Raw genomic sequence first — 13,581 nt, 5'->3', positions numbered from 1 at the left:
TGGAATCTTAAGGTGCCATGCGGTGGTCAGGTGCCATGCCGCCGGGTGCCATGTGGTCAGCTTCCATGAAGCTCACCGTCGCGCCCAGCCCGCGCCCATCCAGCCCGGGGCCGAATGACAGCGTGCCGCCATGCAGCTCGGCGATCCGCCGCACGATCGACAACCCCAGCCCGCTGCCAGCCTGCCCCTGCCCCAGCACGCGGAAGAAGCGTTCCGCCAGCCGCGCCATCGATGCGGGGGCCACGCCGGGCCCGTCGTCGCGCACGGCGATCCATGCCTGCCCCGGGGTGCCGGCCGCTTCGATGTCGATCCGGCTGCCGTCCGGGCAGTAGCGCAGCGCGTTGTCGACCAGGTTGCGCACCGCGATCTCCAGCATTTGCGGGTTGGCGTCCACTGCCCCGACGCCACAGCGCACCGTGAGCGCGATGCCGCGCTGCGCGGCTTGCCCGGCATGGGTGGCGCGCACCCGTTCCAGCATGGGCGCCAGCGCCACCGGTTCGCGCACCAGCTGTTCGCGCGACAGCGGATCCATGCGCGCCAGCGCCAGCAGGCTGTCCACCAGCGCGGTGACGCGGCCGATATCGTCGCGCAGCTTGCGGAACGGACCGGCGAGGTCGGGATGCTGGCGCTGCAGCAGCTGCACGTGCATGTGCAGGCCGGCCAGCGGCGTGCGCAGTTCGTGCGCGGCATCCGCCGTGAAGCGGCGCTCGGCCTGCAGCGCCGCGTCCAGCCGCGCCAGCACGCCGTTCAGCGCCTGCACGATCGGCAGCAATTCCTTCGGCTGGCCTTCGAGCGGCACCTGTGCCAGGTCGTCCGGCGTCTTGGCGGCGATGGCCGATGCGGTGCGGCGCAGCGGCTGCAGGACGCGGCCCGTGAGCAGCCAGCAGGCCAGCGCCAGCAAGGCCAGGAAGCCCAGTACCGGCAGCAGCAGATGGTCGGCCAGTTCTTCCAGGATGTCGAAGCGCTTGGAATGCTTCTGTCCGACCTGCACTTCGACATTGCGAGCCGCGTCGCGCACCACGAACACGCGCCAGCGCCGCTCCTGCACCTCGACATCGGCAAAGCCGTCGTCGTCATCGAAGTCCGCCACGAACGGCTGTGCCGGGGCACCGCCCGTGCGCTGGATCACCCGGCCCGCGACGACGACCTGGTATTGCATGTCCACCTTGCGGGCCTGCGCGCCGCCAGGGCGGGCCTGCGCCAGCAGGCCCCGCTCGTCCCAGTCGGTGGTGGCGGCCATCAGCATGTAGCCCGACTCCTCCAGTGCGTCGTCGAACACGTCGTTGGTTTCCTGCCAGGCGATCACGGTCACGATGCCCAGGCTGGCCAGCCACAGCACCGTGCTGGCGGCCACGATGGCAGCCAGCAGGCGGCGCCGCAGCGACCATGGCCGCCGCGCCACCGGCGCTTCTCCCTCGCTCCTAGCCGCCATCGTTCTTCATCCGGTACCCCAGGCCGCGCACGGTGACGATGCTGTCGCTGCCCAGCTTCTTGCGCAGGTTATGGATGTACACCTCGACGGCATTGCTTTCCACCTCATCGCCCCAGCCATACAGCGTTTCCTCGATCTGCGCGCGGGTGACGATGCTGTTCCGGCGCAGCAGCAGCGCATACAGCACGTGGTACTCGCGCGCCGTGAGGGCCACCGGCTGGCCGGCCTGCGTGGCCTGGCGCGTGTCGAGATTGATGGCGATGTCGCCGTGTACCAGTTCGTTGCTGACCTGGCCGGCGCCGCGGCGCACGGCGGCGCGGATGCGGGCCGACATTTCTTCCAGCTCGAACGGCTTGACGAGGTAATCGTCGGCGCCCAGGTCCAGCCCTTCCACCCGGTCGGCCAGCGCATTGAAGGCGGTGATCAGGATGACCGGCACGTGATTGCCTTCCGCACGCAGCTGCGCCAGCAGTGCGTCGCCGGACAGGCCCGGCAAGCCACGGTCGAGCAGCACGCAGTCGTAGCGGTGCGTCATCAGCGCGGTTTGCGCGGAGTCGCCGCGCTGCACCCAGTCGACCGCGTGCTGGTCCAGCCGCAGCCAGGCCTGGATGGTGTCGCCAAGAGAAGTGTCGTCTTCGACCAGGAGGATGCGCATGTGGAAACCGGATCGTAAAAGAAGAGACTGCAAAAAATACGGCAGGGGTTACGAATGGCCGCGTCGGCAGTATGCCGGACCCGGCAACTGTGCAGCGCCGAGGTGAAGCGAATCTTAAAGAAACAATTCGGCAGAAATTGCCTGTAGCCGTATTGAGCCATATCAAATTATCTAAAGTTTAAGTTGTATGACGTCGTACAAATACGTGGTATTGTGGTGCCTATCTTGCACGCATGCACCATCCCAGAGATGATGAAAATACGTTACCCGTTGTTTAATAAGTATCTTATGTCTTATACATGACTTCACGCAACAGACGGCTTTCGTCCCAGTTGTATGACGTCATATGACATTTTATGGAGGAAGACATGAATGTGCCCGTGAATCCTTTCAAGCAAGCGCTGCGCGATCGCCGGATGCAACTGGGCCTGTGGTCCGGCCTGTCGAGCCACGTGACGGTGGAAGTGCTGGCCAATGCCGGCTTCGACTGGCTGCTGATCGATACCGAACACTCGCCGAACGAGCTGCCGATGGTGCATTCGCAATTGCAGGCGGTGGCCCGCGGCGCCACCCATCCGATCGTGCGACCGACGTGGAACGACACGGTGGTTATCAAGCGGCTGCTCGATATCGGCGCGCAGACCCTGCTGATTCCTTTCGTGGAAAACGCCGACGAGGCACGCAACGCGGTGGCGGCCACTCGCTATCCGCCGCTGGGCGTGCGCGGCTATGCCGCCGCGGCCCGCGCCTCGGACTTCGGCCGCATCAAGGATTACCCGCATGCCTGTGAAGAACAGCTGTGCGTGATCCTGCAGGTGGAAACACCCGCTGCCCTGGCCAACATCGAAGCGATTGCCGCAGTGGATGGCGTGGACGGCATCTTCATCGGCCCCGGCGACCTGGCGGCCAGCATGGGCCATATCGGCCAGATCGGCCATCCGGACGTGGTGGCGGCGATCGACGACGCGCTGGCGCGCATCCGCGCCACCGGAACGCCGGCCGGCATCCTGGCGTCGGACGAAAAACTGGCGCGCCGCTGGATCGAGCAAGGGGTGGACTTCATCGCCGTCGGCAGCGACACGGGCTTGCTGGCGCGCGGCGCCGAGCAGCTGGCCGCCAGGTTCAAGAACGTCGCCTGACCAATCCCTCTTCACCAATCATTTCATTACGAGGAAAAAACATGAGCAAAATCGGATTCATTGGCCTGGGCATCATGGGCACGCCGATGGCGGGCCACCTGCTGCGCGGCGGCCATGAACTGTTCGTGCACGACGTGAAGCCGATCCCGGCCGAACTGCTGGACCAGGGCGCACAGGTGCGCGGCTCGGGGCGCGACGTGGCCCGCGATGCCGAGATCGTGATCGTGATGGTGCCCGACACGCCGCACGTGGCCTCGGTACTGTTCGACGAGGGCGGCGTGGCCGAGGGGCTTTCGGCCGGCAAGGTGGTGGTCGACATGAGCTCGATCTCGCCGATCGAGACCAAGCAGTTCGCGGCCCGCATCAATGCCCTCGATTGCGACTACCTCGATGCACCCGTATCGGGCGGCGAAGTGGGGGCCCGCGCCGCCAGCCTGACGATCATGGTGGGCGGCTCGCCCGAAGCGTTTTCCAGGGTCAGGCCCCTGTTCGAACTGATGGGACGGAACATCACCCTGGTCGGCGGCAATGGCGATGGGCAGACCACCAAGGTGGCCAACCAGATCGTGGTGGCGCTCAATATCGAAGCGGTGGGCGAAGCGCTGCTGTTCGCCGCCCGCATGGGTGCCGACGCCGGCAAGGTGCGCGAGGCGCTGATGGGCGGCTTCGCCGCCTCCCGCGTGCTGGAAGTGCACGGCGAGCGCATGGTCAAGCGCACCTTCGATCCGGGCTTCCGCATCGAGCTGCACCAGAAGGACCTGAACCTGGCGCTGGCCAGCGCACGCCAGCTGGGCCTTTCGCTGCCCAATACCGCCACCACGCAACAGCTGTTCAGCGCCTGCGCCGCCCACGGCGGCAAGGCCTGGGACCATTCGGCCCTGGTGCGCGCGCTGGAAACGCTGGCCAATTTCCAGATCGGCGACACGGTAGCAAAATGACCCGGACGCCACTGACGCAACCGCGCGCCCTGCTGCGTGCGATGTTCGATGCGGCGGTGGCGGCGGCGCAGCCGGCGCTGTGCCTGCCGCCGCACCTGCCGCCGCCGCCGCCGGGCCGCACGCTGGTGATCGGCGCCGGCAAGGCATCGGCCGAAATGGCGCGCGTGCTGGAGCGGCACTGGCAGGGCGACCTCGCCGGCCTGGTCGTCACGCGCTATGGCTACGCGGTGCCGTGCGAGCGCATCGAGATCGTGGAGGCGGCCCATCCGGTGCCGGACGAAGCCGGCCTGTCCGCAGCGCGGCGCATGCTCGATTTCGTCGCTGGCCTGACGCCCGACGACCTGGTGATCTGCTTGATCTCCGGTGGCGGCTCGGCCTTGCTGCCGCTGCCGGCGCCTGGCCTCACGCTGGCCGACAAGCAGCGCCTGAACAGCGCCTTGCTGGCCAGCGGCGCCACGATCAGTGAAATGAACTGCGTGCGGCGCCACCTGTCCGCCATCAAGGGTGGCCGGCTGGCGGCGGCATGCCATCCCGCACGCGTGCTCACCCTGCTGATCTCCGACGTGCCGGGCGACGATCCGGTGGACATCGCCAGCGGCCCCACCTACGCCGACGCCACCACCTGCGAGGATGCGCTGGCGGTCTTGCGCCGTTACGGCATCGTAGTTCCCGCCCACCTGCGCGCCGTGCTGGAAAGCGGCCGCGGCGAATCGGTGAAGCCGGGCGACCCGCGGCTGGCAGGCCACGACATCCGCTTCATCGCCACGCCGCAGATGGCATTGGAGGCCGCGGCGGCGGTGGCCGCCGAAGCGGGCGTGACTGCGCACATACTGGGCGACGGCATCGAAGGCGAAGCGCGCGAAGTGGGCACCGTGCTGGCCGGGATCGCGCGCCAGGTGGCCGCGCGCGGGCAGCCGTTCGCCGCGCCGTGCATCCTGCTGTCCGGCGGCGAAACCACGGTGACGGTGCGCGGCAAGGGCCGCGGCGGGCGCAACGTGGAATTCCTGCTATCGCTGGCGGTGGCGCTGAACGGCCTGGAACGGGTGCACGCGGTGGCGTGCGATACGGACGGCGTGGATGGGCAGGAGGAAATCGCCGGCGCCTATGCCGGGCCGGCCACGCTGGAACGCGCCCGGCAGCTGGGCATTCGACCGCGCGACAGCCTGGTCGACAACGACGGCCACGGCTTCTTCCAGGCGCTGGACGATTCGGTGGTATGCGGCCCCACGCTCACCAACGTCAATGACTTCCGGGCGATCCTGATCGAGGGCTGACAGCCGCGGGCGCGATGCGGATCTGGTTGCGCCCGCCCTGCTTCGCTTCGTACAGCATGGCGTCGGCACGCAGGAACAGCTCGTTTCCCGTCTTGTATTCCGGGTAGGCGGCCACGCCGCCGCTGAACGAGAAGGTGCGCACCGTGCCGGGCGTGACCTCGAAGGGAATCGCGCCGAACGCCTGCCGCATCGCATCGAGCCTGCGCGCGCCTTCTTCCAGCGAACAATCCCAGAACACGACGACGAATTCCTCGCCGCCGAAGCGGCTCAGCAGGTCCTGCTCGCCGACGTGCGACGACAGCGTCAGCGACAGCCGCTTGATGACGATGTCGCCGAAATAATGGCCCCAGGTGTCGTTGATGGTCTTGAACTTGTCGATGTCGACCACGCCCAGCGCCAGCGACCGCCCCTCGCGGCCGGCATTGCAGATCAGCTCCTGGGTTTTCTTTTGCAGGCCCACCTTGTTCAGCAGGCCGGTGGCGCGGTCCTTGCCGATCAGGTCCTTGCTGACGCGGATCTTGTTGGCGCGGTTCACCAGTTGCGCCGTCAGCAGCTCGCGGCTGATCAGCGGAATGATGCCGTCGAAGCCGCTGGCCAGTGCGTTGCGTGTCAAGTCCACGTCGACACGGCGCTGCAGCATCATGATTTCGCGTACCGGATCGGCCTCGATATTCTTCTTCAACACGCGCACGATCGCCTCGGTGCGCTCGTATTCCGCGTCCGCGATCATCACCATGTCCGGCTGGAGTTCCTTGACGCGCAAGTGCAGCGTGTGGGCGTCGTCATGGCGCAGCAGTTCGACGCGCTGTTCCAGCAGCGCCGCCTCATCCACGTGCGTGGCATCGCCGAGGAAGATCAGGCGCACCAGGTCGCCGCGCTTCTTTTGCACGAACAGGTTGAACAGCTTGTCGACCAGCACGTCGTTGGCGATCGGCTTTTCCGCGTACGCCAGGCAGTCGCTGTCCACCAGGCGCTGCTGCAGCAGGAAGCGGCCGCCCTGGCGCGCCGATTGCAGGTAGACGTAGCTGTGGCCGCCCGGCAGCCGCTCCAGCAGCTCGCCCAGCAGCAGCGTCTTGCGGGCCGACTGCATGTCCGCCTGCATGTTGTGCAGCGCATCGAGATCGATCACGAACAGGCTGTTGTCGCCGCTGGCTTCGACGGCCTGGGCGAAATCGCTCACTTCACTGAAGAAAGCGATGTCGAAATCGTACTTGTGCGCATGCAGCAGCAGCTCATCCTTGTTGTCCTTGATGAAAAAGCTCTGCGAGAGCAACAGTGCATGGTTTTTGTAAAGCGGTGCTTCGCTGGTCATGTTCCGTGGCGTGCGTCGTGATGGATAAGCATCACCTTACACAAGAACCGCACATCCGGTCGCAAAATCAGCGGGCGCGCAGCCACTTTTTCAGGCTTTTTTCAGGGCACTGCCCTTGTGTGCCGCTTCGGCCCCGGTTTTATCGCTGACCACCAGATACTCCGGGTTTTCTTTCGATGCTGCGACATGGTGGCCTTTGATGTCGGTAGGGGATGTCAGTTTCTTCTTCACCGTTCCATGCACCGTGCCCTGTGCCGATTGCCACTGCACCTTGTCGCCCGCCTTGAAGTCGTCCGCCATCGTCATTCCTCCGGTTTGAACAGGACAGCTATTTGACCATGGATTGTCACGCCTTTCTCGTACGTTACGTGCTGTGCGGCGCCACCCGCCGCGGGGGGCGGGCTAGAATCCGGAACTTCGTCATTCTGGATGTTCCGGTCATGCCACCACACCTGGGCCTCGTCTGCATCACCGCATCGACCGCCGTACGCTACCGCACCATTACGCGCAAGCGGCTGCTGGAGCATTCGCTCGACGGCCAGCGCAAGCTGCTCGACGAGCTGTACCGCAGCAATATCCAGGTCCTGGACAACGCGCTGCGCTACTGCGAGGCGGAGGGCATCCGGCTGTACCGCATGCCGTCGTCCCTGTTCCCTTTTTCGGACGAGGATATCGGCCGCGAAGTGCTGGCGCCGTTAGCGGCAACGCTGGCGCGCACGGGAGCACGCGCCCTGGAACGCGGCATCCGGCTGGTGATGCACCCGGACCAGTTCGTGGTGCTGAGTTCGGATTCGGCCGGCGTGGTGGAAAACAGCGTGAAGATCCTGCAGATGCACGCGGACATCATGGATCTGCTGGCGCAGCCGCGCACGCCGTGGGCGCTGCTGGAAATCCATGGCGGCAAGGCCGACCGGGACGACGCGCTGGTGGCGAACATCGCCCGCCTGCCGGATGCGATCCGCTGCCGCCTCGGGCTGGAAAACGACGAATATGCGTACAGCGCCAGCGAGATCCACGCCATCTGCCTGCGCACCGGCGTGCCGATGGTGTTCGATGCCCACCACCACATCGTGCATGAAAAGCTGGACAGCTATGAAGACCCCAGCGTGGGCGAGATGCTGGACAAGGCGCGCGCCACCTGGGCCGTGCCCGAGCACCAGCTGGTGCACATCTCGAACGGCCGCACATCGTTCAACGACCGGCAGCACTCGGACCTGATCAGCACGATGCCCTCTTCCTATGCGCGCGCGCCCTGGATCGAGATCGAGGCGAAGTCGAAGGAAGAAGCGATCAACGGCCTGGCGGGATGGCGGGCCGCCACCGGCTGAGGGGTGGCTAGATGCCGGCTGAATGCCGGCTGTTACTTCGGGGTTTTAACGGCAGGTTTCGGGGTGCCGCCGGTTGCCGGCCTGGCTGCGGGCCTGGAAGCAGGTTTGGAAGCAGGCTTGGCCGCCACGTTGGCCGCAGGCTTGGCCGCCGTGCCAGCCACGGTCCTGGCCGCGGGTTTGGCCGTGGATTTGACGGCCGCGGCCTCGAACAGCGTCTTGGCATCCTTGTGCGCCTGGTCGATATTGCGCAGCTTGGCGCTCTTATCGTGCGGCACGAAGAACTCCTTGTCTTGCGCCGCCATCACGATCTTCACGGCATCGTTCTCGGGGATATCGTATTTCTCGAAGATGAGCGTCGTCACTTCGTCCAGGTATTCTTCGTAGGTCATGGGGGGCTCCGGTGAAGGCCGCATTGTAGCGCGGCCGAAACCGGGGACAGGCACCAATGTCGCCTAAACAAGCCCAACCCAAGTGCAAATTCCGGGGTCAGGAAGGAATGCTGGCATGCATGCAGCACCGTTCCGCAGGCGCGAAGCATGCTTCGCGAAACCCCTGCGTCACCCCGGCGGGTCTGACCCCAGCCCTTCGCTTTTGGGGTGAATGCAAGCGCTTCCATGTGTCGGGTAACGCTTAACTAACGGCATCGGGGACAGACACCAATTGATTCGAACAATTCCAAAAATGGTGCCTGTCACCGTTTTTCGCTTGCTCAGAAGTAAATCACTTCCCCTTCCCGCCGGGCCTGCGCCTTCGAATAGCTGACCCGGTGCGCCACCTTGCCGCTCGGCGTCAGCAGCGTGATCTCGCCACCCTTGTTCGACAGCTGGATCGAGCCTTTCGGCAGGCTGACCGTGACGGCGCCGCGTGCCGGGATCGTGCCGAATTCATCCGGCACGGCCAGGCGGTTGCGGTTGGCGTCGCGCAGCACGAAGCCGGCCAGCGAGACGGCTTGCGAGCCGCCATTGGCCAGCATGACACGCTCGCCGCCCGGGTCGTCGCCCTGCGGATTGACGAGCGCGGCGAGGATGCGCAGCTTGCCGGGTTCCACCGGGTCGGGAACCGGAACGTCGGGTGGCGTGACGTCCGACGCCGGGCCCAGGTAGATGGGATAGAAGGTGCGGATGTGCTGGTTGTTCTCGCTGCGGAACACCTTCAGCTCATAGCGCGCACCGTTGATCACCGCCTCCTTGGGCGCGCGGGCGCCGAGGTGGGCCCGCACCGTACCCAGCGCCATCAGCCCCTCGACGCTGCAACCGACGAAGAAGCCGCCGGTCGGCTTGGTCAGCGGGCGCAGCACCTTGGCATCGTAGTCCGGCGCCATCCATTTATACGAGATGGTGACGGATTCCGCGAACTGCTCCTGGCCATCCTTGTACTGGCCGCGCAGGTAGACGATGCGGTCGTCGTCCAGGCCCGGGAATGCGGCGCGGTTGCCTTCGCGCTGCACCATCCCATCGTCCAGGTAGTACTTGTACCAGAAGTGGTAACCCTGCACTTTCGGCCCCTCCTGCTCGCCCACGAACACGTGCTCGAAGCCGGACAGCGCCGGATCGCCACCGCCACGGAAGGTGCGGAACCACATCTCCAGCAAGGTCGCATACCAGCGCGCGCTGCTGACCGACGTGCCCGTGGCCTCCTCCACATATTGGCGGGCCACCAGCATCGGCGCGCTGTCGACGACGGCGTCCAGCAGATCGTGGATCTCTTCCCTTTCCTCGGGCGTTTCCGCCTCGGCATGCTGCTCGTCCAGCGCATAGTTGTCGAACAGTGCCTGGGCCAGGTCGTACGTGGTGCGCTTGTGCTGCGGCAGCGCGAGGTCGAACAGGATGTTCGGGTCGCGCAGCGTTTCGGCTTTCGTCAGCACGCGGATGAATCCGTGCTCTTCCTGCCCTGCTGCATCAGACGTGGCCAGCAGTGGCTTGATGCCGCTGCCGGACTGGTCCGCATCCCAGATTGCCTGGTAGATGTTCATGGCCTTCCCCTTTTCAGATGAGCCCTTCCGCTGCCAGTTGCGGCATTTATCGGTATTACCGCCCGTGGTGGAAGGGATCGGACAGGCGGATGGAAGTGCTGGCGAATTCCGGCCACATGGGTGGATGGGCTGCCGGTGCTCGCCATGCGTTGGGATGGTGACACCGGAAAATGACAGGCGTATGTGAAATGCGTGCGGAAGTGAGCGCGGTGAGAAAAATATAACGCCGCATGGGGAGCCGAGTCAAACCCGGAATTGCGGCCCCATCAGTAAAAACGCCGGCTTGCGCCGGCGTTTCCAGGGGATTAACGGACCATGACGCTCAACCGAGCGGCACCGTCATGGCCTTGCGGATCGCCACGCAGCGCGCATCTTCCTGCTGCGTTTCCAGCAGCGCGCGGCGGGTACCGGCCGTCAGCTCTTTCTGCTGCGCGGCCGCGTCCGCCAGCCGCTGCACGCTTTGCGGCGTGCAGGTGGCCGGGATCATGGACTCGGCAAAGCTGCGCATGTAGACCGGGCCGGCGTTCTTGTCCAGCTCCGGCAGCCGCGCCAGCCGCTGCGCGGCGCTTTGCTCGTTGAGCGAAGCCTGCGCGGACGGATACAGGTTTTCCATCGCCGTGCGGATGCGCGAGAACGGCAGCTTGGTCTGCAAGTCCGCGATCTTCGCCAGCCAGTCGGCCTTCACCGCCGGGTCGGGCCGCACCACCTGTGCCGCCAGCGCGGCGGCCTGGCCGGCGTCGGACTTGTCGCGCGCCGCTTCGGCGGCCAGCAGCTTGTCCGCACCCGGATAATCCTGCTCGGACAGCTGCTTGACGATCGCCCACCGCACATCCTGGTTGATGGTCACGCCTTTCGGCACGCCACGGTTTTGCAGCAGCCCGGCGAGGCGGTCCAGTGCCGGCTTGCTGCCGGCGAAGTCCACGTACGTGGCCAGCCACCGGCGGCGGAAGTTCTCGTCCTTCGCCGCGGCGATGCCCTGCCATGCCATCTTCTCCAGCGCCTGCACGGTACTGGTGGTATATGCGGCATCCGGCGCCATCTTCTGCAGGTAGCCGAGGCCCGTGCGAACGTTCGTCAGCACATTGCCCAGCAGCGCATAATCCGTTTCGCGCGGCGCGTTGTTCAGGGCCGTCTGCATGAATTCGTTGAGCGCCAGTTCGCCATCGCGCACCCCATCCCACATGCTCTGCCACAGCATGGCACGCAGCAGCGGCTCGGCCACCTTGCTGACGTGCGAACGCGCGGTGCCGAACGAGCGCGCATCGAGCTTCACCTTGGCATAGCCCCAGTCTTCATAGTTCGGGTAGACCAGGTCCGGGCAGGCGGCGCCCTGCAATTCCGGCACGGCGGTGCTGGCGCCCTTGTACGTGACGGCGACCTTGCGGTCCAGCGTCATCGCCTTGCCCTGGTTGCGGAACAGCGCCACCTGCACGCGCTGCTCGCGCAGCACGGGGTGCTCGCCCGGCGCCGTCTGCGCCAGGCTGAAGGCATCGATCTTGCCGCCCTTGCAGGTGTAGTTCGCCGTGACGGTGTTCACGCCCGGCTGGTACAGCCAGTCCTGCGTCCATTGCGACAGGTCGCGGCCAGCCGCTTCGCCCAGGCTGCCGATGAAATCGTCGAGCTTCGCGTTCCGGAACTGGTACTTGACGAGGTAGTTGTGCACGCCGCGGCGGAAGGTTTCCTCGCCCAGCAGGTGGCGCAGCTGCTTCAGCGTGGAGGCGCCCTTCGAATAGGTGATCGCGTCGATATTGTCGAAGGCATTCGCGCTGGTGGCCACCGGCACCTCGATCGGGTGCGTGCCCAGCGACTGGTCCTGGCGGTACGCCGCGGTCTTGCCTTGCGCGTAGAAATACTGCCATGCGTTCTTGAATTCGGTGGACTCCGCGGTGCCCAGCGTGCCCATGAACGACGCAAAGCTCTCGTTGAGCCACAGGCCGTTCCACCATTTCATGGTCACCAGGTCGCCGAACCACTGGTGCGCCATCTCGTGCATGATCACCGACGCCAGCGAATGGCGCTGGTCCGTCGTCATCTTGTCCTTGTGGAGGAAGCGGTTCTCGGCGAACGTGACCGCGCCGGCGTTTTCCATCGCGCCGTACAGGAAGTCCGGCACCAGCAACTGGTCGTATTTCTCGAACTGGTACGGGATGCCGAAGTAATCGTCGAAGAACGCCAGGCCCTGCTTCGTGAACGTGAACCAGTCCTTCGGATCCACCTGCGCGGCCACGGACTGGCGCGCGAACAGGCGCATCGGATACTTGGCGCTGTTGTCTTCCCAGATCTTGTACGGGCCGGCATGCAGCGAGAAGTTATACGGCGACAGCTTCTTCGACACGGGGAAGGTCCAGCGCTTGCCGCCCTGCGCATCCTCGACCTTCGCTTCGCGCATGGTGGACACCACCACCCAGTCCGCCGGCGCAGTGACGTTGACCTGGTAGGTGGCCTTCAGGTCGGGCTGGTCGAACAGCGCGAACATCTGCTGCGCCGCCGCGGGTTCGAAATGCGAGTAGGTATAGACGCGGCCATCGACCGGATCGACCATGCGGTGCAGGCCCTCGCCGTTGGTGCTGTGCAGGCGCTCGAAGCTGACGACGACGGTATTGCGGCCCTTTTTCAGGTCGGCCGCGGCCAGGGTAATGAACCAGTTGTTGTATTGCGGCGCGACGGACTTGCCATTGACGGTCAGCGACTTGACGGTGGCCTTGTTCAAGTCGATCGTCAGCGGCGACGAGGCATCGTTGAGATCGAAATTCAGCGTGGTCGTGTTGGCGAAGGTTTCCTGGCCCGTGAGCGTGAAGTCGAGCTGGTAAGCCACGTTCGACACGCGCGCGGAACGGGCTTCGGCATCGGCTTGCGACAGCCACTCCTTGTCGGCGCGGGGTGCGCTGGCGGCCAGCACGGCCGGTGCGGCCATCAGCAGCGAGGAACCAAGAGTCAGGGCGACGGCTTTCCTTAAAAGCGGTTTCATCGTTATCCTTGTGAGATGAGGTGCCCCCAGTCGACCACCGATCGGGCGGCGCGAAATGATAACATTCCCGATCGTTATCAATCCCCGGAATCGCCCATGCAAGTGACCTTTGAAACGCCGGACCAGCCAGACGTGCACGCGCTGATCGCCGAACTCGATGCCTACCTGTATTCGCTATACCCGCCGGAGAATGTGTACGCGCTGGACATCGCTTCGCTGTTGGCGCCGAACGTGGAATTCGCCGTGGCGCGCGATGCCGGCGGATCGGCGATCGGTTGCGCCGCCGTCGTCGTAACGCCGGAATATGGCGAGATCAAGCGCATGTATGTGCGGCCCATGGCGCGCGGGCAGGGGCTGGCGCGGAAGCTGATTTCCGCACTGGAGGAAAAGGCCCGGGCACAGGGCTGCTCGGTATTCATGCTGGAGACGGGGCCGACGATGCCGGAGGCTTTGGCGCTGTACGAGCGCATGGGGTACAAGCATCGCGGAGCTTTCGGCGATTATCCGGAAGATCCTTTGTCCGTCTTCATGCAGAAGGTCGTGGCGTGAGCGTTTCCGATTCC

At 65.3% G+C, this 13,581-nt stretch carries 12 protein-coding genes; 5 read left to right on the top strand and 7 right to left on the bottom strand.

All coding sequences use genetic code 11. The features are described 5' to 3' along the window. Positions 1-7: 7 nt before the first annotated feature. Together OU994_RS04970 and OU994_RS04965 are read right to left on the bottom strand one after the other, a co-directional pair. Positions 8-1,432, bottom strand: a complete 1,425-nt coding sequence (locus OU994_RS04970) for an ATP-binding protein (RefSeq protein ID WP_281609863.1) — start codon at positions 1,430-1,432, stop codon at positions 8-10. Next, on the bottom strand, positions 1,422-2,087 hold the full coding sequence (locus tag OU994_RS04965; protein ID WP_281609862.1) for a response regulator transcription factor: 666 nt from the start codon (positions 2,085-2,087) through the stop codon (positions 1,422-1,424). The genes OU994_RS04970 and OU994_RS04965 overlap by 11 nt, the downstream gene beginning before the upstream one ends. A gap of 368 nt (positions 2,088-2,455) precedes the next feature. Between OU994_RS04965 and OU994_RS04960 the strand changes: the two genes are divergently transcribed. The 3 genes from OU994_RS04960 to OU994_RS04950 are packed head-to-tail and all read left to right on the top strand — an operon-like array spanning position 2,456 to position 5,438. After that, positions 2,456-3,226 carry an aldolase/citrate lyase family protein gene (locus OU994_RS04960; RefSeq protein ID WP_281609861.1) on the top strand — a complete coding sequence of 257 codons (771 nt, stop codon included), beginning with the start codon at positions 2,456-2,458 and terminating at the stop codon, positions 3,224-3,226. Between the two features lie 41 nt (positions 3,227-3,267). Then, positions 3,268-4,164, top strand: a complete 897-nt coding sequence (locus tag OU994_RS04955) for a 2-hydroxy-3-oxopropionate reductase (RefSeq protein WP_281609860.1) — start codon at positions 3,268-3,270, stop codon at positions 4,162-4,164. After that, the gene (locus tag OU994_RS04950) at positions 4,161-5,438 is read left to right on the top strand and encodes a glycerate kinase (RefSeq protein ID WP_281609859.1); all 1,278 of its coding nucleotides are present in this window, start codon (positions 4,161-4,163) and stop codon (positions 5,436-5,438) included. Before OU994_RS04955 ends, OU994_RS04950 begins: the two co-directional genes overlap by 4 nt. On the opposite strand, the gene OU994_RS04945 is transcribed toward OU994_RS04950, so the two are convergent. Both OU994_RS04945 and OU994_RS04940 read right to left on the bottom strand, forming a co-directional pair. Further along, on the bottom strand, positions 5,404-6,750 hold the full coding sequence (locus OU994_RS04945) for a diguanylate cyclase (RefSeq protein WP_281609858.1): 1,347 nt from the start codon (positions 6,748-6,750) through the stop codon (positions 5,404-5,406). The two genes, OU994_RS04950 and OU994_RS04945, sit on opposite strands and share 35 nt — an antisense overlap. Before the next feature lie 90 nt (positions 6,751-6,840). Next, positions 6,841-7,050 (bottom strand): DUF2945 domain-containing protein, encoded by a 210-nt coding sequence (locus tag OU994_RS04940; protein ID WP_137315932.1) that lies wholly within the window; start codon positions 7,048-7,050, stop codon positions 6,841-6,843. Between the two features lie 140 nt (positions 7,051-7,190). Between OU994_RS04940 and uvsE the strand changes: the two genes are divergently transcribed. Next, on the top strand, positions 7,191-8,078 hold the full coding sequence (uvsE, locus tag OU994_RS04935; RefSeq protein WP_281609857.1) for a UV DNA damage repair endonuclease UvsE: 888 nt from the start codon (positions 7,191-7,193) through the stop codon (positions 8,076-8,078). Positions 8,079-8,110: 32 nt separating this feature from the next. Here the strand turns inward: uvsE and OU994_RS31635 are convergent, their stop codons facing one another. The 3 genes from OU994_RS31635 to pepN all read right to left on the bottom strand — a co-directional run bounded on the left by OU994_RS31635 (position 8,111) and on the right by pepN (position 13,018). Further along, complete coding sequence (locus OU994_RS31635; protein ID WP_307731795.1) at positions 8,111-8,467, bottom strand: hypothetical protein; 357 nt, start codon at positions 8,465-8,467, stop codon at positions 8,111-8,113. 320 nt (positions 8,468-8,787) lie between these two features. After that, entirely contained in the window at positions 8,788-10,050 is a 1,263-nt protein-coding gene (locus OU994_RS04925; RefSeq protein WP_281609856.1) for a lamin tail domain-containing protein, read from the bottom strand. Between the two features lie 322 nt (positions 10,051-10,372). After that, a complete protein-coding gene (gene pepN, locus OU994_RS04920) occupies positions 10,373-13,018 on the bottom strand; it encodes an aminopeptidase N (protein WP_281609855.1) in 2,646 nt (881 codons plus the stop codon). Between the two features lie 96 nt (positions 13,019-13,114). On the opposite strand from pepN, the gene OU994_RS04915 reads away from it, so the two are divergent. Continuing rightward, positions 13,115-13,567 (top strand): GNAT family N-acetyltransferase, encoded by a 453-nt coding sequence (locus OU994_RS04915; RefSeq protein ID WP_281609854.1) that lies wholly within the window; start codon positions 13,115-13,117, stop codon positions 13,565-13,567. Positions 13,568-13,581: the final 14 nt, after the last annotated feature.

The sequence above is a fragment of the Pseudoduganella sp. SL102 genome (assembly GCF_027856995.1).
GTDB lineage: Bacteria > Pseudomonadota > Gammaproteobacteria > Burkholderiales > Burkholderiaceae_D > Rugamonas > Rugamonas albidiflava.
The sequence above is the reverse complement of the archived record's forward strand: the minus strand, read 5'-3'. Positions and strand labels throughout refer to the sequence as shown.

Coding starts and splice junctions, on each gene's coding strand:
- OU994_RS04960 (WP_281609861.1), top strand. CDS start 2,456: ATGAATGTGCCCGTGAATCCTTTCAAGCAAGCGCTGCGCGATCGCCGG.
- OU994_RS04915 (WP_281609854.1), top strand. CDS start 13,115: ATGCAAGTGACCTTTGAAACGCCGGACCAGCCAGACGTGCACGCGCTG.
- OU994_RS04925 (WP_281609856.1), bottom strand. CDS start 10,050: ATGAACATCTACCAGGCAATCTGGGATGCGGACCAGTCCGGCAGCGGC.
- OU994_RS04950 (WP_281609859.1), top strand. CDS start 4,161: ATGACCCGGACGCCACTGACGCAACCGCGCGCCCTGCTGCGTGCGATG.
- OU994_RS04965 (WP_281609862.1), bottom strand. CDS start 2,087: ATGCGCATCCTCCTGGTCGAAGACGACACTTCTCTTGGCGACACCATC.
- OU994_RS04955 (WP_281609860.1), top strand. CDS start 3,268: ATGAGCAAAATCGGATTCATTGGCCTGGGCATCATGGGCACGCCGATG.
- OU994_RS04940 (WP_137315932.1), bottom strand. CDS start 7,050: ATGGCGGACGACTTCAAGGCGGGCGACAAGGTGCAGTGGCAATCGGCA.
- OU994_RS31635 (WP_307731795.1), bottom strand. CDS start 8,467: ATGACCTACGAAGAATACCTGGACGAAGTGACGACGCTCATCTTCGAG.
- OU994_RS04945 (WP_281609858.1), bottom strand. CDS start 6,750: ATGACCAGCGAAGCACCGCTTTACAAAAACCATGCACTGTTGCTCTCG.
- pepN (WP_281609855.1), bottom strand. CDS start 13,018: ATGAAACCGCTTTTAAGGAAAGCCGTCGCCCTGACTCTTGGTTCCTCG.
- OU994_RS04970 (WP_281609863.1), bottom strand. CDS start 1,432: ATGGCGGCTAGGAGCGAGGGAGAAGCGCCGGTGGCGCGGCGGCCATGG.
- uvsE (WP_281609857.1), top strand. CDS start 7,191: ATGCCACCACACCTGGGCCTCGTCTGCATCACCGCATCGACCGCCGTA.